The sequence below is a fragment of the Streptomyces niveus genome (genome assembly GCF_001723055.1).
GTDB lineage: Bacteria > Actinomycetota > Actinomycetes > Streptomycetales > Streptomycetaceae > Streptomyces > Streptomyces niveus.
The window spans coordinates 24,296-42,068 of record NZ_MDCR01000009.1 but is presented as its reverse complement, the minus strand read 5'-3'; the positions used below and the strand labels follow the sequence as shown (position 1 = coordinate 42,068).

At 70.1% G+C, this 17,773-nt stretch carries 12 protein-coding genes and 1 pseudogene; 6 read left to right on the top strand and 7 right to left on the bottom strand.

What is annotated here, in order from left to right:
* Nucleotides 1-40 precede the first annotated feature (40 nt).
* Both BHU15_RS01220 and BHU15_RS01215 read left to right on the top strand, forming a co-directional pair.
* Complete coding sequence (locus BHU15_RS01220; RefSeq protein WP_069625445.1) at nt 41-613, top strand: O-methyltransferase; 573 nt, start codon at nt 41-43, stop codon at nt 611-613.
* Between the two features lie 251 nt (nt 614-864).
* Entirely contained in the window at nt 865-3,273 is a 2,409-nt protein-coding gene (locus tag BHU15_RS01215; protein WP_069625482.1) for a DUF8508 domain-containing protein, read from the top strand.
* 82 nt (nt 3,274-3,355) lie between these two features.
* On the opposite strand, the gene BHU15_RS01210 is transcribed toward BHU15_RS01215, so the two are convergent.
* On the bottom strand, nt 3,356-5,218 hold the full coding sequence (locus tag BHU15_RS01210) for a phosphoenolpyruvate carboxykinase (GTP) (protein WP_069625444.1): 1,863 nt from the start codon (nt 5,216-5,218) through the stop codon (nt 3,356-3,358).
* A gap of 238 nt (nt 5,219-5,456) precedes the next feature.
* Here BHU15_RS01210 and trhA point away from each other — a divergent pair, with 238 nt between their 5' ends.
* Together trhA and BHU15_RS01200 are read left to right on the top strand one after the other, a co-directional pair.
* Nucleotides 5,457-6,170 carry a PAQR family membrane homeostasis protein TrhA gene (gene trhA, locus BHU15_RS01205; RefSeq protein WP_069625443.1) on the top strand — a complete coding sequence of 238 codons (714 nt, stop codon included), beginning with the start codon at nt 5,457-5,459 and terminating at the stop codon, nt 6,168-6,170.
* A gap of 67 nt (nt 6,171-6,237) precedes the next feature.
* The gene (locus BHU15_RS01200) at nt 6,238-6,867 is read left to right on the top strand and encodes a TetR/AcrR family transcriptional regulator (RefSeq protein ID WP_069625442.1); all 630 of its coding nucleotides are present in this window, start codon (nt 6,238-6,240) and stop codon (nt 6,865-6,867) included.
* Nucleotides 6,868-6,894: 27 nt separating this feature from the next.
* On the opposite strand, the gene BHU15_RS01195 is transcribed toward BHU15_RS01200, so the two are convergent.
* From BHU15_RS01195 to BHU15_RS01175, 5 genes are all read right to left on the bottom strand, one after another.
* Nucleotides 6,895-9,378 carry a galactose oxidase family protein gene (locus BHU15_RS01195; RefSeq protein WP_079127804.1) on the bottom strand — a complete coding sequence of 828 codons (2,484 nt, stop codon included), beginning with the start codon at nt 9,376-9,378 and terminating at the stop codon, nt 6,895-6,897.
* Complete coding sequence (locus tag BHU15_RS01190) at nt 9,375-10,625, bottom strand: glycosyltransferase (RefSeq protein ID WP_069625441.1); 1,251 nt, start codon at nt 10,623-10,625, stop codon at nt 9,375-9,377. The genes BHU15_RS01195 and BHU15_RS01190 overlap by 4 nt, the downstream gene beginning before the upstream one ends.
* On the bottom strand, nt 10,622-12,334 hold the full coding sequence (locus BHU15_RS01185) for an ArnT family glycosyltransferase (RefSeq protein WP_438284950.1): 1,713 nt from the start codon (nt 12,332-12,334) through the stop codon (nt 10,622-10,624). The genes BHU15_RS01190 and BHU15_RS01185 overlap by 4 nt, the downstream gene beginning before the upstream one ends.
* Nucleotides 12,331-13,632 carry a glycosyltransferase gene (locus tag BHU15_RS01180; RefSeq protein WP_069625440.1) on the bottom strand — a complete coding sequence of 434 codons (1,302 nt, stop codon included), beginning with the start codon at nt 13,630-13,632 and terminating at the stop codon, nt 12,331-12,333. The genes BHU15_RS01185 and BHU15_RS01180 overlap by 4 nt, the downstream gene beginning before the upstream one ends.
* 191 nt (nt 13,633-13,823) lie before the next feature.
* A complete protein-coding gene (locus tag BHU15_RS01175) occupies nt 13,824-15,872 on the bottom strand; it encodes a thioredoxin domain-containing protein (protein ID WP_069625479.1) in 2,049 nt (682 codons plus the stop codon).
* Between the two features lie 76 nt (nt 15,873-15,948).
* Between BHU15_RS01175 and BHU15_RS42235 the strand changes: the two are divergent.
* Nucleotides 15,949-16,026, top strand: a pseudogene (locus BHU15_RS42235) (Uma2 family endonuclease); the annotation flags it as partial.
* An 87-nt stretch (nt 16,027-16,113) separates the two neighbouring features.
* Here BHU15_RS42235 and BHU15_RS01170 read toward each other — a convergent pair.
* Complete coding sequence (locus BHU15_RS01170) at nt 16,114-16,626, bottom strand: hypothetical protein (RefSeq protein WP_023539051.1); 513 nt, start codon at nt 16,624-16,626, stop codon at nt 16,114-16,116.
* Between the two features lie 217 nt (nt 16,627-16,843).
* Between BHU15_RS01170 and BHU15_RS01165 the strand changes: the two genes are divergently transcribed.
* On the top strand, nt 16,844-17,701 hold the full coding sequence (locus BHU15_RS01165; RefSeq protein WP_069625439.1) for an SMI1/KNR4 family protein: 858 nt from the start codon (nt 16,844-16,846) through the stop codon (nt 17,699-17,701).
* Nucleotides 17,702-17,773: the final 72 nt, after the last annotated feature.

The window sequence follows — 17,773 nt, the reverse complement described above, 5'->3', positions numbered from 1 at the left end:
CGTCGGATAGCGTCGCGGGCACTCGGCGACAGGGGGAGACATGACCATGGCGGAGCGTGCGGTGCCGGAGCGGGTGGTGGCCGCCGAGCGGATCGCCTCCGAGGCCGGGTTCGGCAAGAGCTGTATCCGTGAGGTGGGCAGGCTGCTCAGGCTCGCCGCCGCCGCGAAGCCCGGCGGGGTCGTCGCGGAGAGCGGTACCGGGGCGGGGGTGGGGACCGCCTGGCTGCACAGTGGGCTCGCCGGCGGTGCGCGGCTGATCAGCGTCGAGCGGGACGAGGAGCTGGCGCGGCGGGCGGCCGGGCTCTTCGTGGACGACGAACGGGTCAGCGTGCTCACCGGGGACTGGCGGCTGCTGGAGCGGCACGCGCCGTTCGATGTCTTCTTCTGCGACGGGGGCGGCAAGCGCGACGACCCGCGGCGGGTCGTCGAGCTGCTCGCCCCCGGCGGGCTGCTCATCCTGGACGACTTCACCCCGTCGTCCCAGTGGCCGCCCCGCTTCGAGGGCGAGGTGGACGAACTGCGCCACTTCTATCTCACGCATCCGGACCTGGATGCCACGGACGTGCTCACCACACCGGACAGTTCGGCGGTGGTGGCGGCCCGCCGCCCCTGAGCGTTCAACCGGGAGGCCTTCGCGCAGACGCCTGCCGGACAACCAAGTTAAATCCGGCGAACAGTCGGGAAACACTTGGTATTTCCTGCCCACAGCCTCTTGTTGCCGTTCTATCTACGCGCGTATCTTGAGCCGATTTCCCGGGTCCTCACACTTCGTGCACATGTCATACGACGCACGTGTACCTCCCCGTCGCATCCGCAAGAAGACGCAAGAAAGAGCTCACCGTGTCCCCATCCATACCCCCGGCCCTGCGTGGCCGGCGTGCCAAGGCGATCGCCGTGGCACTCCCCGTCGGCCTGGCCGCATCGCTGATCGCGCTGCCGTTCACCGCGCAGGCGACGCCGTCCCCCGACGCCGTCATCTCCGAGGTGTTCGGCGGTGGGGGCAACTCCGGTGCCGCCCTCACCAACGACTTCATCGAGCTGGGCAACGCCGGCGACGGTCCCTTCGACCTCACCGGCTGGTCCGTCCAGTACCTGAGCGGCTCACCCAGCCCCACGTCCAAGTGGCAGGTCACCGAGATCAAGGGCGCCATCCCCGCGGGTGGCAGCTATCTCGTGGAGGAGGCCAAGGGCTCCGGCGGCGACACCCCGCTGCCCGCCCCCGACGCGGCCGGCACCATCGCCATGTCGGCGAGCAGCGGCACCGTCGCGCTCGTCCGCTCGACCACCCCGCTGACCTGTGTCACCGCCGCCGACTGCGCGGCCGACACGAACATCAAGGACCTGGTCGGCTTCGGCACCGCCACCGTCCGGGAGAGCGCGCCCGCGACCGGCACCGACAACACCCACTCGGTGGCCCGAAACGCGGCGCTCACCGACACGGACGACAACTCGGCCGACTTCAGCGGCGCGACGCCCTCGCCCCGTAACAGCGCGGGCGCGGGCGACGGCGGCGGCGAGCCGACCCCCACCCCCTCGCCCACCGACACCACCCCCGGCGAGCTGCGGATCCACGACATCCAGGGCAGCACCCGGATCTCCCCGCAGGCCGGGAAGTCCGTCACCAACGTGCCGGGTGTGGTCACCGCGGTCCGCGTGAGCGGCTCCCGCGGCTTCTGGATCCAGGACACCGAGCCGGACAACGACCCGGCCACCAGCGAGGGCGTGTTCGTCTTCACCGGTTCGTCCGCCCCTCAGGTGAAGGCCGGCGACTCGGTCCTGGTCAGCGCCAAGGTCACCGAGTACTACCCGGGCGGCCAGAGTTCCGGCTCGCAGTCGCTCACCGAGCTGACCGCCCCGACGACCGTCGTCCTCTCCTCCGGCAACCCGCTGCCGAAGGCCGAGACGATCGACGCCACGTCGGTGCCCGAGGCCTACGCGCCGGACGCGAAGGGGCTCAGCATCGAGTCGCTCGCGCTGAAGCCGGCCGGCTACGCGCTGGACTGGTTCGAGTCCCGTGAGGGCATGCTCGTCCAGATCGGCGACAGCCGCGTGGTGGGCGCCTCCAACTCGTACGGCGAGACCTGGGTCACCACCAAGCCCAAGCAGAACCCGACCCCGCGCGGCGGCACCGTCTACCCCTCGTACGACCAGCTGAACTCGGGCCGTCTGCTGCTCGGTTCGCTGACCGGCGAGAAGGTCACGGCGAACGTGGGCGACACCCTCGCCGGTACGACCACCGGCCCGGTGGACTACGGCAACTTCGGTGGATACAGCCTCCAGGCGACCACCCTGGGCACGGTCAAGTCGGGCGGTCTCAAGCCCGAGGTGGCGAAGAAGGGCAAGTCCGACGAGCTGTCGGTCGCCACGTACAACGTCGAGAACCTCGACCCGACCGACCCGCAGGCCAAGTTCGACCGGCTCGCCGAGGGCATCGTCAAGAACCTCGCCACCCCGGACATCGTGAGCCTGGAGGAGATCCAGGACAACAACGGCGCCAAGGACGACGGCACGGTCGCCGCGGACAAGACCCTCGCGCAGTTCGTCGCCGCGATCCAGGCGGCCGGCGGCCCGGCGTACGACTGGCGCTCCGTCGACCCGGCGGACAAGACCGACGGCGGTGAGCCGGGCGGCAACATCCGTAACGTCCTGCTCTTCAACCCGAAGCGCGTGGACTTCGTGGACCGGCCCGGAGGCGACGCCACCACCGCCACCGAGGTCGTCACCACCGGCAAGCACGGCAAGGACATCACGCTGTCCGCGTCCCCGGGCCGGATCAACCCGACCTCGGACGCCTGGAAGAGCAGCCGCAAGCCGCTGGTCGGCGAGTTCACCTTCCGCGGCGAGCAGGTCTTCGTGATCGGCAACCACTTCAACTCCAAGGGCGGCGACCAGCCCACGCACGGCGTCTTCCAGCCGCCGACGCTCGGCTCCGAGACCCAGCGGCTGACGCAGGCGCAGGAGGTCCACGACTTCGTCGCCGGTCTGCTCGCCAAGGACAAGAAGGCCAAGGTCGTCGTCCTCGGTGACCTGAACGACTACCAGTTCTCCAAGCCGGTCACCACCCTCACCCGGGGCGGGATCCTGACCGACCTGATGGACAAGCTGCCGAAGAACGAGCGCTACAGCTACGTCTACGACGGCAACTCGCAGACCCTGGACCACATCCTGGTCAGCCCCGGTGTCAAGAAACCGGAGTACGACGTGGTGCACATCAACGCGGAGTTCGCCGACCAGGCGAGCGACCACGACCCGCAGGTCGTCCGCGTCAAGTAGGACCCCGGAAAGCCGAGAGGCCCCCGGAGCCGTGAGGGATGGGCTCCGGGGGCCGTTCTCCGGGGGTGGTCGGGGCAGCCGGTCAGCCGAGGCGCTTCACCAGGGCGTGGTACTCGTCCCACAGCTCCGGCGGCGTGTGCGTGCCGAAGGTGTTGAGGTGGGCCGGGACCAGGGACGCCTCCTCGCGCCAGACCTCCTTGTCGACCGTGAGCAGGAAGTCCAGGTCCGCCTCGGAGAGGTCGAGGCCGGCCGTGTCCAGCGCGCCCTTCGCCGGGAGGACGCCGATCGGGGACTCGACGCCCTCGCCCTTGCCCTCCAGGCGCTCCACGATCCACTTCAGTACGCGGCCGTTCTCGCCGAAGCCGGGCCAGACGAACTCGCCCGCGTCGTTCTTGCGGAACCAGTTGACGTAGTAGATCTTCGGGAGCTTCGACTCGTCGCCCTTGGCGGTCGCCGTGGCGCCGACCTTGACCCAGTGGGCCATGTAGTCGCCCATGTTGTAGCCGCAGAACGGCAGCATCGCGAACGGGTCGCGGCGCAGCTCGCCCACCTTGCCCTCGGCGGCGGCGGTCTTCTCGGAGGCGACGTTCGCGCCGAGGAAGACGCCGTGCTGCCAGTTGAACGACTCCGTCACCAGCGGTACGGCGGAGGCGCGGCGTCCGCCGAAGAGGATCGCGGAGATCGGGACGCCCTTGGGGTCCTCCCACTCGGGCGCGATGATCGGGCACTGGCCGGCGGGCACGGTGAAGCGGGCGTTGGGGTGGGCGGCCGGGGTCCCGGACTCCGGGGTCCAGTCGTTGCCCTTCCAGTCCGTGAGGTGCGCGGGCGGCTCCTCGGTCATGCCCTCCCACCACACGTCGCCGTCGTCGGTGAGCGCGACGTTCGTGAAGACGGAGTTGCCCCACATCGTCTTCATGGCGTTGGCGTTGGTGTGCTCACCGGTGCCGGGCGCGACGCCGAAGAAGCCCGCCTCCGGGTTGATCGCGTACAGCCTGCCGTCCTCGCCGAACCGCATCCACGCGATGTCGTCGCCGATCGTCTCGACGGTCCAGCCGGAGATGGTGGGCTCCAGCATCGCGAGGTTGGTCTTGCCGCAGGCCGAAGGGAAGGCGGCGGCCACGTACTTGGACTCCCCGCGCGGCGGCGTGAGCTTGAGGATCAGCATGTGCTCGGCGAGCCAGCCCTCGTCGCGTGCCATGACGGAGGCGATGCGCAGCGCGTAACACTTCTTGCCCAGCAGCGCGTTGCCGCCGTAGCCGGAGCCGTACGACCAGATCTCGCGGTCCTCGGGGAAGTGCGAGATGTACTTGGTGGTGTTGCACGGCCACGGCACATCCGCCTGGCCCGCTTCGAGGGGCGCGCCCAGCGTGTGGACGGCCTTGACGAAGAAGCCGTCGTCGCCGAGTTCGTCGAGGACGTGCTGCCCCATGCGCGTCATGGTGCGCATGGAGACCGCGACGTACGCGGAGTCGGTGATCTCGACGCCGATCGCGGAGAGCGGTGAGCCGACGGGGCCCATGCAGAACGGGACGACGTACATCGTCCGGCCGCGCATCGAGCCGCGGAAGACGCCCTGCTCACCGGTGAAGATGTCGCGCATCTCCGCCGGGGCCTTCCACTTGTTCGTGGGGCCCGCGTCCTCCTCCTTCTCGGAGCAGATGAAGGTGCGGTCCTCGACGCGCGCCACGTCGGTGGGGTCGGAGGCCGCGTAGTACGAGTTGGGGCGCTTGATCGGGTCGAGCTTCGTGAACGTGCCCTTGGCCACGAGCTCCCCGCACAGGCGCTCGTACTCGGCTTCCGAACCGTCGCACCAGATCACCCGGTCCGGCTGGGTCAGAGCCGCGATCTCGTCGACCCAGGAGATCAGCTCCTGGTGTCGGGTCGGGGCGGTGGGAGCCTCGGGATTGAGGGGGTCTCCGCTGGAAAGCCCTGTGTCGCGCGCCACGGTTACTCCTTGGTGAGGGTTTGTAGGTGTATGCCCCGTGGGGGCTGCGACCCGGACGCTTCGTTACCGCTCATCCGGTGCCGACCGCACTCATTTGATCATCCGACTCCCGCGCCCATCTGTCCAGAGGGCCGCCCACGTGAGCATCACCACTCCCGCCCGCGCTCCTGCCGGTGCGCGGGCAGCCCAAGCAGCCGTTCCTATCCGGAACCTACGGTCCCGTAGGTAGCATGAGCGCATGACTTCTCCCGCGTCCGACTCGCTCGCGAACCCCCGACAACCCGAAGGGGGACCGACCGAGATCCAGCTGCCCGTCCCGGCCAAGCCGATGATGCGCGGCTGGCTCCACATGGGGATGTTCCCGGCCGTCGTGATCTCGGGAATCGTGCTGATCGTCCTGGCCGACACCACCAAGGCGCGGGTGGCCTGCGCGATCTACGCCGTCACCGCCTGCCTGCTCTTCGGCGTCAGCGGCGTGTACCACCGGGGCAATTGGGGCCCGCGCGGAGAAGCGATCCTGCGCCGGCTCGACCACGCCAACATCTTTCTGATCATCGCGGGCACCTACACCCCGCTGACCATGCTGCTGCTGCCGGACTCCACCGGCCGGACGCTCCTCTGGGCGGTCTGGGGCGCGGCGGTGGCGGGCATCGCGTTCCGGGTCTTCTGGGTCGGCGCCCCGCGCTGGCTCTACACCCCCTGCTACATCGCCATGGGCTGGGCCGCGGTCTTCTTCCTGCCCGACTTCATGCGTACGGGCGGGATCGTCGTCCTCGTACTGATCATCGTCGGCGGGCTGCTCTACAGCGCGGGCGGTGTGATCTACGGGCTGAAGCGCCCCAACCCGTCACCACGCTGGTTCGGTTTCCACGAGGTCTTCCACTCACTCACGCTCGCCGCGTTCGTCGTGCACTACATCGGGATCTCGCTGGTGGCGTACCAGCAGCCCTGACGGGCGAGAGCGAGGGAACCGGCACGGAAGTGGTGAGCCCACCGGCGGATGCCCGACAATAAGCGGCATGGCCGCCTCCGCACCCCTCCCCTCCGACGACGCGCAGCAGCCCCGGCTGGGTCTGCGCGAACGGAAGAAGCTCAAGACCCGCGTCGCGATCCGCGAGGCGACGTACCGGCTCATCACCGATCAGGGCTACGAGGCGACCACCGTCGAGCAGATCGCGGCGGCGGCCGAGGTCTCCCCCTCCACCGTCTTCCGCTACTTCCCGACGAAGGAAGACATCGTCCTCACCGACGAGTTCGACGACCCGGTGATGGAGGCGGCCATCCGTGCCCGGCCCGCCGACGAGCCGCCGCTGGAGTCGCTGCGCGCCGTGCTGCGGCAGGCGGTGGAGGCGATCCTCGCCGACCAGCCCGAGGAGCTGCTCCAGCGCAGCAAGCTGATGCTGGAGATCCCCGCCGTACGGGCCAGGATGACCGAGACGATGGCGGAGACCGCGCTCCTGCTGTCCCGCGCGGTCGCGGACCGTACGGGGCGCGACGAGGGCGACCTGGAGGTACGGGTCTTCACCGCCTCGGTGATGGCGGCGCTGCGCGAGGTCACGATCTACTGGGCCGAGCACGACCAGAAGGAGAATCTGGCCGTGCTCGTCGACCGCGCGCTCGACTCGCTCGAAGGCGGGCTGTCCCTCTGACCGGGGCTTTCTGTCAGAGGGGTCGTCTCAGCCGCACGCCCGCCCGTTGCGGTCCGGGTCCAGCCGCAGGGGATCGTCCTTCCCGTTGACCTTCAGCACGCCGTAGCCGTTCGCGGCGAGCCAGTCGCAGCGCGCCCGCGTGAGCGACTTCGTCCCCGTCTTGGTCCCTGCCGTGCCTTTCGTCGCCCGCACCGTCTCCGGGAAGACCGTCGGGACGCAGACGTCCGCCGAGCCGTAGTGCCGGTCGCAGCCCGAGATCTGCGGGCTCACCGGCGCCGAAGTCCGCTTCTTCGCGGGCTTCTTGGCCGGCTTCCCCAACTCCCCCGCGAAATCGTGGACATGGGCGGACGCCGACGGCGCCGACCTGTCGGCCAACGCCGCCGGGCCGCTCAGCCTCACCCACTCGGCCACCGACGGCACGCCGTTCGCGTCAACGGCGAAGAGCATGTACCACCCGGGCGGCGCGATGTTCGGATTGCCCGTCACATTCAGATCGACGGTGAGTCCGTTCCCCTCGACCGTCAACGGCAGGTCCACGAACCGCTGGTTGGGGTCCGACGAGTGCGTCACGGCCGCGGGCCGGATCAACTCGGCCTTGGCGATGGGCCGGTCGACCGTGATCCGCTGCGTGTCGCCGTACGTCCACTCCGGGTCGGGCAGCGAAGTGATCTCCGGCCGGGGCCCCTTGAAGAGATACGACGGGGTGTAGAGCGACACCTGGTGGTTCCAGGAGCCGTTGCCCGGGTTGTCGCCCGTCGCCATGACCCGCCCGTCGGGCAGCAGGAACGCCGACGAGTGGTAGCCGCGCGCCTGAGGGTCGGTGGCCACCTTGTCGTACGTCTCCGTCACCGGGTCGAAGACCGACGCCGAGAAGACCGGATCGGCCCGGTTGTGCAGCGCGCCGCCCGTCTCCAGCACCGTGCCGTCCGGCAGCAGCACTGCGGAGCCGTACATCTTGCCCTGCCCGCCGGTCTGCGGCTGCGGCCCGCCGGGGCCCCCGAGGTCCACGGTGCCCTGCGGCAGCGGCGGACCCGCCCGGTAGCGGGGGCTCGGCTCCTTCAGATCGATGATGTCGGTGAGGCGGTTGGCCTCCGGGTTGCTGTCGATGTTCCCGCCGCCGATGGTCAGCACCCGCTGGTCCTGGGCCGGTGGCAGCAGCACGCTCGCCGACTGGTCGCGCTCGTCCTTGTTCCGCAGTCCGGGCACGTCGGTGATCGTGTTGGCGTCGTAGTCGTAGATGGAGGCGCCGGTGCCTGGCGTGCCGTTGCCGAAGGTGTGGCTGCCGGAGTAGAAGAGCCGGCCGTCCTGCATCAGCACCATCGACGGGTACAGACCCCAGTACGACCAGGTCTGGTTGACCTCGCCGAGCGGCAGCCACTTCTCCTCGGCGGCCGACCAGCGTTCGGTCGTCACGGAGCCGGACGAGTCCTCGCGCAGCCCCCCGAGGGACAGCACGTCGCCGTTGCCCATGACCGTGGCGGACGGATACCAGTGCCCGTCGTTCATGTCGTTCGTCTTCGTGTACGTCTCGGTGGCCGGGTCGAAGAGGTACGAGTCCTTGTAGCCCTGGTAGCCGACCGTGCCGTCCGCCGACGGATAGCCCTTGTTGCCGCTCATCACCAGCACGCGGCCGTCGGACAGCTGGACGTGGCCCGAGCAGAACATGTCGTCGGGCGTGGGGATCGTCTCGTACGTCCCGTCCTCGGGGTCGTACACCGCCGAGGTGAACGTCCCCGCCTCGAACCGCTCCGGGTCGTTGCCGGACCCGGCGATCAGCAGCACCTTGCCGTTGTTGAGGACCACCGAGTGCATGGAACGCACCGGATTCTCCGTCTCCAGCACCTCCCAGCGGCCGTCGGCGCAGTCCGCGGCCGTGCCCGTGCAGTCCGGGTCGGGCGCGGGGACGGTGACCTCCTCCATGCCGTAGTCGTCGGTGGTGACGCTGCCGGTGCCGAAGACGGAGACACCCCAGCTGATCCGGTCGGTGCCGGGCGGTACGACGGGGGTGCGGACCTCCGCGCGTACGTAACCGGCGCTCAGGTCAAGGGTCTTGAGGTCGGTCCAGTACTGCCAGCCGGCCACGGTGTCGTGCCGGAAGAGCGTGATCGCGGTGTCCGGTGTCGTCGACTTGTACCAGAGGGAGAGGTCGTACTGCTTCGCCGGCTGTACGGCGGGGGCGCACGCCGCCGACTCGGTGACCAGCGCCTTGCGGTCGCCGTCGACGCGCCGGGTCAGCTCGACCCTGAGCGCCTTGGTGCCGCTGTGCGCGTCGGCGACGGTGGCGAAGGTGAAGTCGTTGTCGCCCCAGCCTGACTGCGACCAGCAGTCCGGCATCGCGGCGCCGCCCCCAACGCCGGGGGTCTCGAAGCCGGGATTCTTCACAAGGTTGGGACCGGCGGTCGCGGGCTGCTGGAAGCTGACGCTGAGCAGCAGTCCGGCGGTGAGCGCGGTGACGGAGAGCAGCGCGGTACGGCGCCGGCGCCGGGCGGGTGGCCTGCGGAACGGTGTCATGGCCTGCCGCTCCTCTCCCGAGGAGCGGAACGGGCCGGACGGGTCGCGTCCGCGCTCCCGCGCCGCCATCTCCCCTTCGGCAGATACACCAGCGTCTCCGTCCCCGCGAACCGCAGCACGAACGTCGCCAGCATCGCCAGCGCCGTCGCCGGCAGCACCTCCATCCCCAACTCCCCCACGAACAGGGCGATCAGCGGTATCCGCAGCAGCAGATCGGCGTTGGCGAGCAGCGCGAAGCGCCCCACCCGGTCCGCCCAGTGCCGGTGTTCGCGCCGGTTGCGGAACAGCAGCAGCTCGATGAGGAGGAAGTTCCACGCCACACCGAACTGATTGGCGACGATCTCGGCCGGCAGATAGTGCATCCCGGCGCCCGTCAGGCCGTACAGCGCGAGCAGGTTCGGTACGAAGCCGGTCAGCCCGATCAGTCCGAAGGCCATCATCCGGGCCGGCGCGGACGCCGTACGCAGCTCGACGAGATGCCGCAGGAACCGGCCCCCTTCCCTGGCCGTCGACTTGGACTCGCCCGCGAACCGGTCGCGGAAGACGAACGGCACCTCCGCGACCTGCTGAGGCCGGCACCGTACGGCCAGCTCCAGCAGGATCTTGTAGCCCAGCGGGCGCAGCCCGTCGGCGTCGGCCGTGACCGCGCCGCGCCGGATCGCGAAGAAGCCGCTCATCGGGTCGCTGATGCCGCGCAGCCGGCGCGGGAACAGGCCCTTGGTCAGCCAGGTGGCGGCGCGGGAGACGGCGACGCGGTAGCCGCCGGCGAGTCCGGCCCGGCTGCCGCCGTCGACGTACCGGCTGGCGACCACGAGGTCGGCCGTCGTCCGTTCGCCCGCGGCGACCAACTCCGGTACCAGGGACGGCGGATGCTGGAGGTCGGCGTCCATGACGACGATCCACTCGGACCCGGCGGTGCGCAGTCCTTCGACGACGGCGCCGCCGAGACCGCCGACCGGTTCGTCGCGGTGGATGACGGCGACGGGGAACGGGCAGTCCTGCGCGGCCTCCGCGATCGCCGCCGGGGTGCCGTCGGTCGAGTCGTCCACGAACAGGACCTCGCACGGCAGCCTGGACGGTACGGACTCGGTGAGCTGCCGCAGCAACTCCCGTACGTTCGCGGCCTCGTTGAAGGTCGGAATGATGACGGTGACGGCGCCGGGCTCGGCGACCGCCGTGGACTCCAGCTCCGCGTCGCCGAGTTCACCGTCCCCGGTCCTGCGGGGAGGTACCGGAAGAATGCTCATCGTTCGTCTCCCGTGGCGTCCGTGGTCCGGCGGATCTCCACCCGGTCCTCGCCGTCCCCGAAGACGGCGACGGCGGTCGAATGCGTGAGCGCGTCGCGCACGCGCGGCAGATCGGCGGCGTCGCGCCGGACGGTCGGTGACGCCACGACGTAGTCGATGTCGCGCCAGCCGCCGGGCATCGTCTTGGTGACGGCCGGGTCCAGGTCGGCCTTGTAGAACCAGATGGCGCCGAGCCCCGGCCGGTATCCGGCGTGCACCAGGTCCAGCCACATCGCGTCGTCCACCAGGACCCGGGTGCCGGCCGGGTCGGGCACCTCGGTCGCCATCCAGGAGACGGCCGCCCGGTAGGGGGCGTTGGCGTCGGCGGTGAGCGCGGTGCGGTTGCCGTCGTACCAGCGGGGTGCGACGTACGCGACGGAGGCCGCGACCAGCACGGCGAGGGCGGTCCACCGTACGGCGGTCAGGCCCCGGCGCTCGTCGGGCCGGCGTCCCCGGCGCAGCAGCGCGTGCGTGACGCTGGCCGCGCCGCCCGCGAGCATCAGGGCCAGGAACGGCAGCCCCTGGATGACGTACATCGCCGGGAGGTAGCCGGAGGGGCGCAGCGCGACGGCGGTGAGGATCGCGACGGCGAGCGCGGGTCCGGCGAGCGCCCGCGCGGTGACGGACCAGCGGACGGTGAGGAGCAGCAGGAGCGCGCCCGCGACACCGCCGAACAGCAGCACCCGGTCGTAGTAGAGCCACGACTGGAACACACCGTGCGACCCGGATCCCGGGTCGAGGAGGAAGCCGGATCCGGGTCTGCTCATCTGGTACGTGACGCCGTCCCAGAGCGACACATGTCCGTCGCCGGGCAGCAACTCGCCCTTGAGCAGGGCGAAGAGAGGGTACGAGAGCCCGATCAGCGCGCAGGCGGTGATGGCTCCGGTGACCGCGAACTTACGGGTGTCGGCGTGCCCGTGCCGCCACATCGTCACCAGCACGGCGGGCAGCACGATGAGCATCGTCTCTTTCGTCAGCACCCCGACCGCCGCCGCGAGTCCGGCGGCGAAGTGGTGCCACAGATGCCGGTTGGGCGAGGCGGCGAGGCAGAAGGCGAGGAGCATCCACATCACGGCGATGTTGTCGAGGAAGATCTCCCGTTGCAGCACGACCGAGAGCGGGGAGAGCCCGAACAGCGCCATCGCGAGGCCAGCGGCCCAGCGCGGCAGCCACAGGCGCCGGGCGAGTACGTAGAGCAGCACCGCGCTGGCTGCGCTGACCAGCAGCATCGCGAAGCGCATCGTGCCGACGGTCATGGATTCGGGTGCGATCAGCGAGGGCAGCCAGGTGAGCGCGGCTATCTGGAGCCAGCCGAGCGGCGGGTGGTCGTACCAGTAGGTGTAGTGGGCGAGTCCCTCGCCCTGCTGGACGGCCCACGCCTGGGCGAGGTAGGTGCCCTCGTCGTCGCTGAGGGTCGGGTAGTGCTGGATGTTCCAGCCCTGGACGGTCATGATCACCAGGAGCAGGGCGGCGCAGAGGAGCAGATCGGCGCGGGAGGTACGGAAGCGGACGACGGGCCGTATCAGCAACTGCCGCTTGTCGAGCCGCCGTTGGGCGGTCCCGGCGACCGGGCCCGGGGGGCTCGGGGCAGGGCTGAGCTGCGCGGGGGCGGTTTCGGTGGTCCGGCCGGTGGCCGTCTCCGTCGCCTCCACGGGGAGGGTCGAGGTCACGCGTGGACGTCCTCTCGGGTGTCTCGGCTGTCGCGGCTGTCGCGGTTGTCGCGGCTGTCTCCGGTGAGATGCGCGCCGACATGACTGGTCAGCTCCCAGTCACGGCGGCCACGCTGCTCGCGCCACACGGCACGGACGGCCGCGCCGGCGAGGAGCACCTGGTAGAAGGGGCCGCCGACGACGAGCTTGAGATAGTGCGTGAGCCGGACCTTGAGTCCGTACTGTCTGCCGAAGTCATGGAGTCCGACCAGCTCGAACACGAAGGTGACGAGCGCGGTGACGGCCGGCAGGAAGGTGATGAAGGCGATCCCGACGGGCACGTCGAGGAAGAGCGCGATGGCCACGTTGAGCGGGATGACGACACCGGTGATCGCCTGGAAAAAGGGTGTCATCAGCGTGTAGCGGGCGAGCAACCGCTGTCCGGGCGTGGGCAGTTGGCGCCAGTCGTTCTTCCGGTAGACCTGGAGGAAACCCTGGTTCCAGCGGGTGCGCTGCTTCAGCAGCGACATCAGCGAGCCGGGCGTCTCCTCGCGGGTGACCATGTCGGAGTCGTACGCGACGACGACCTTCTTGCCGCTGCTGGACAGCCGTACACCCAGGTCGCAGTCCTCGGCGAGGCAGTCGGGGTCCCAGCCGCCCGCGTCGCGCAGGACATCGGTGCGGACGAAGACGGTGTTGCCGCCCAGCGGGATGAACCCTTTCTGCGCGTGCAGGTGCAGCCGGCTGCGGAACCAGAAGAAGTACTCCAGGCAGTTGCGCAGGCTGTACCAGCTGGAGTGGAAGTTGATCAGCTGGACGCCGCCCTGGACGACGTCGGCGCCGGTGGAGCGGAAGGCGTGGTCGACATGGGTGAGCAGTTCCGGGTGGACCTGGTCCTCGGCGTCGAAGACCCCGACCACCTCGCCGTTGCAGTGCGGCAGCGCCGTGTTGAGCGCCTTGGGCTTGTTCTTGGACAGATGGGTGTCGACGACGACCCGGACCCGGGCGGGATCGCGGGCGGCGGCCCGCTCGGCGACCTCCGCGGTCTCGGGGTCGTCGTGTCCGACGATGACGATGATCTCGAAACGGGAGTGGCTGGATTCCAGCAGCCGCTCGATGGTGTGCTCAAGAACGGCCTGTTCATGACGGGCGGGCAGCAGCAGCGAGAACGAACGCGCCGGTCCCCCGTCCGGCCGGTCGAATCGTGTCGCCGCCAGCGTCTCCGGCGTACGCCAGGCGTGCATCTGCCACCAGAGCGTGAACGCCGCCATCCAGAACAGCGCCAGCGAAACGGCAGCGATGAATACGGACGTGACCACATGGCCCCCCTTGGCCGCGGGTGAACCGCGGCAAGGCCCCCCCGGCCGCCGGTCCCCCGATTACGTGTCCTTCGTGATGAAGATAGGGGGGAAGTGTGACGACAGAGGGCCCAATTCGGTGAACTCTGCGATTACGTCCGATTTTGCATGCTTCACAAAGCCGTCAACCTGTGCATCCGGCGGGCCCGTTGCTACACGCGTACGCCCAACTCCCGCTTCAGCACGTCCACTTCACCGGTAGGCGCAGAACAGACGAAGCCCCGGCACACATACGCCGCAGCCCGGCCACCCACCAGGGGCCGCCCGGCGAGGAGCGGAAACTCCGCCTCGCCGTCGGCCTGTTGGCCGACGGCGACCACGGCGCCGGGCGCCGTCCCCAGCAGCGCCGTACGGTGCAGCGCGACGGTCGCCGGATCGCCGGGCGGCCCCACGACGGCGACCTCGCGCGGCCCGTCCAGCAGCGCCTCGGCGACGGCGAGGCCCCATCCGATGAACCGCGGCGCGCGCGGCCCGAGCGCCTTGACGACACCGAGCGCGCCCTCGGCGGCCGTACGGTGCGGCTCGGAGCCGGTGTGGGCGGCGTAACTCAGCAGCGCCCCGGCGGCCGAGGTCCAGCCTGACGGGGTGGCGTTGTCGGTCGGGTCCTGGGGCCTGCGGATCAGCGGCTCGGCGTCGTGCGCGGTGTCGTACAGCGCCCCGCCCTCGCCGGTGAACTGGGCGAGGACGGTGTCGAGCAGGAATCCGGCGAAGTCCAGCCACACGCCCTCGCCGGTCACCCCGGCGAGCGCGAGGAAGCCCTCGGCGACGTCGCCGTAGTCCTCCAGCACGCCGGCGTTGGCGCCGACCCGGCCGTCCCTGGAGGTACGGGCCAGGCGCGCCGTCTCGTCCATGTGCACCCGCACCAGCAGATCGGCGGCCTCGGTCGCGCGTTCGACGAGATCCGGCCGTTCGAAGTACGCGCCGGTCTCCGCGAGTGCGGCGATCGCGAGACCGTTCCACGCGGCGACGACCTTGTCGTCCCGCCCCGGCCGATGCCGCAGATCCCGCGCCTCGAACAACCGCCGCCGCACGGACTCGACCCGCCCGGCGTCCACCACGCCTTCCCCTTGCGGGAGTTGCAGAACGGAGGCCCCTTCCTCGAAGGTCCCCTCCTCGGTCACCCCGAAGTACCGGGCGGCGAACTCCGCGTCGTCCGCCCCGAGTACGTCCCCGAGCTGCTGCGGCGTCCAGACGTAGTACGCCCCCTCGACGTGCTTCCCGCCCCCGTCGTCACTGTCGGCATCCAGCGCGGAGGCGAACCCGCCCTCGGCGGTGCGCAGTTCCCGCACCATGAAGGCGGCGGTCTCCAGCGCGACGCGCCGCGCCAGATCGGATCCGGTGGCGCGCCACAGCCGCGCGTACGTGCGGCAGAGCAGCGCGTTGTCGTAGAGCATCTTCTCGAAGTGCGGCACCAAAGTCCCATTGGACTGCTGGCGCAGTACGTACCGGTGGAAGCCCCCGCCCAACTGGTCGAAGAGGCTCGAACGCGCCATGGCGTCGCACATCCCCTCCGCCATCTCAAGAGCACCCTCGGACTCCGTGCGCGCGTGGTGCCGGAGCAGGAACTCGATCACCATGCTCGCCGGGAACCTCGTATCCCCGCCACCGAGCCAGCCACTTGCCGGGTCGTACTCCCGCGTCAGCCCGAGCAACGCCGCATGGAGTTCTGACTCGCGGGGCGGTCCCTCACCCCCATGCGCCAGGGACCGCCCCGCGAGCTCCCCCACGATCCGCCCGGCGACCTCCCCGACCTCCGCCCGCCGGTCGGTCCAGGCGGAGTTGACACCTTCGAGCACCTGCCGGAAGGACGGCATCCCGTGCCGGGGCGCGGGCGGGAAGTACGTACCGAAGTAGAACGGCTCCCCCTCCGCGTTGAGGAAGACGGTCATGGGCCACCCGCCCTGCCCGGTCGCCGCCTGCACGGCCTCCATGTACACGGCGTCGACGTCGGGCCGCTCCTCGCGGTCCACCTTCACGGACACGAAGTGCTCGTTGAGATACGCGGCGGTCGCCTCGTCCTCGAAGGACTCATGGGCCATCACATGACACCAGTGACAGGCGGAATACCCGACGGACAACAACACGGGCACATCCCGCCGCCGCGCCTCCGCGAAGGCCTCGGCCCCCCACGGCCACCAGTCGACCGGATTCTCCGCGTGCTGCAACAAATAAGGCGAGGTCACACCAGCCAACCGGTTCATACCGGCCAGCCTCTCACAGGGCCGTGCCCCGACCGGCAGCCATCGGGCTCTTCCGAATCGGGCGTCCGGCAGTGCAAGGGACGGCGAGATGTCCACCGGCGTGATCAAGGCCGCCGCGCCCTTCTCGGTCACTGTGGACCTGGGAATCATCTGACGCCCCCGGCCCGAACAGGCTGCTCCCTCGCCCCCGTGCGCGAGGGAGCAACCTACGAGTGTCCGTACGGGAGGGGCGGGGGTGGGGTCAGCAGCCGCCGCAGTTGTAGAAGGTCACGTCCCAGTGGTTGACCTCGTTGTAGTAGATGTTGCCGGCGCCCGACTGCCACTTGCTGCCACCGATGGAGGTGAAGTTGCGGGTGACGTAGTTGGTCAGGCAGCTCGTCATGGAGAAGTCGAGCTTGTAGCCGTTCCAGTGGCTGTAGGTGCCCGAGGCGTGGCCGGTCTCCGTGCCGCCGGTGACGGTCAGGCCGCAGCCGCTGGCGTTCTTGAGGGTGATCGCGCCCTGGATGGTGGCGGAGTTGACCTGTTCGAGGGACGTACAGGTCGGGTTGTTGCGGTCCGAGCAGCCGCCGCTGGAGCTGATGCCGATGCCGGCGTTGCGGAGCTGGGCGGCGGCGGTGCTGTGGCTCAGCTTGGCGAGCGCGCCGGCCGGGGCCTTGGTGTCGGCGGGGGCGGCCTGGGCCGCCGCCGGGAACGAGAAGAACGCGAGAGCGAGAGCGGAGACACCGATCGCGGTGCTTCTGATGACCTTGTTCACTGTAATTTCCTCTTCGGTGGGGGGGACGGGGAGGTCAACTACGCGCGTAGCACGGCCGATCGGGCACAATCGTACGAAGGTCTCAACTCACGCTGATGGGACGTCAGTTGAGGTTCACGCGGCTGGCACCGTCGGTCACGCAGACAAGATTGCACATCTACGCGCGATGCGTAAGACGCCGCAGCATGTACACCTGGCTCTCCCTACACTCGCGATCATGACGACGATCGACGACTTGGTCCGCCTCGTACCACCGCCCGCCGAACCGCTGGACGCGGCCGGGGACTGGGCGTGGGTCGAGGCCGCGCTGGAGCGTGAACTGCCCGCCGACTTCAAGGCACTTGTCGAGCGCTACGGCCGGGGCCAGTTCACCGACTTCATCACGCCCCTGCACCCGTTCGGCCCGCACGACCTGCTGATACCCATGGCGCGGGGGCTGCTGGAGGACGAGGGCCCGTTCCGCGACACCTACCCCGAGCTGTGCCCCTACCCCTTCTACCCGGAGCCCGGCGGGCTGCTGCCGTGGGCCGGGACGGACAACGGGGACCGGCTGTGCTGGCTGACCGACGGGGCGCCGGACAGCTGGACGGTGGTCGCGTGGAATCCCCGGGGCTCGTACTACTCCGCGCACGAGCAGGGCGCGGTGGCGTTCCTGCACGGGTGGCTGACCGGGCGGATCCACACCCCGGTCTTCGGCGGGCCGGTGGAGCCGACGCCCTGGTTCGATCCGTTCCTGGAGCGCGTCCATGTCTATGTCCGGCTGTCCGATGGGGAGTTGCCGTACGCCGAGCGGCTGCGCATCCTGCGCGAGGCCCTCGCGCCGACGGCCGACCGCGGCTCGTACCACGACGAGGAGGACGGGGACGAGGCCCGGCAGGATCACTTCTCCGCGACCGCTCTCGACTGGCGGCTGACCTACGAGACCGCGTACGGCCACCAGATCCGCGTCGCCTACCCGCCCGGCGACGGGCCCCGCGCCCGGGAGGCGCTGTTCGACGCGGCGCGGCGCATGGGCTGCGAGGTCCTGTCGACGTCGGCGGACCGCGGCGGACCGGCCCCGGAGGGCTGGCAGTAGCGGCGCTCTGCGGTGAGCAGATCTCCGCACGGCAGAATCACTCGCCCGCACCGGAGCCGGGTCCGCAGGGTG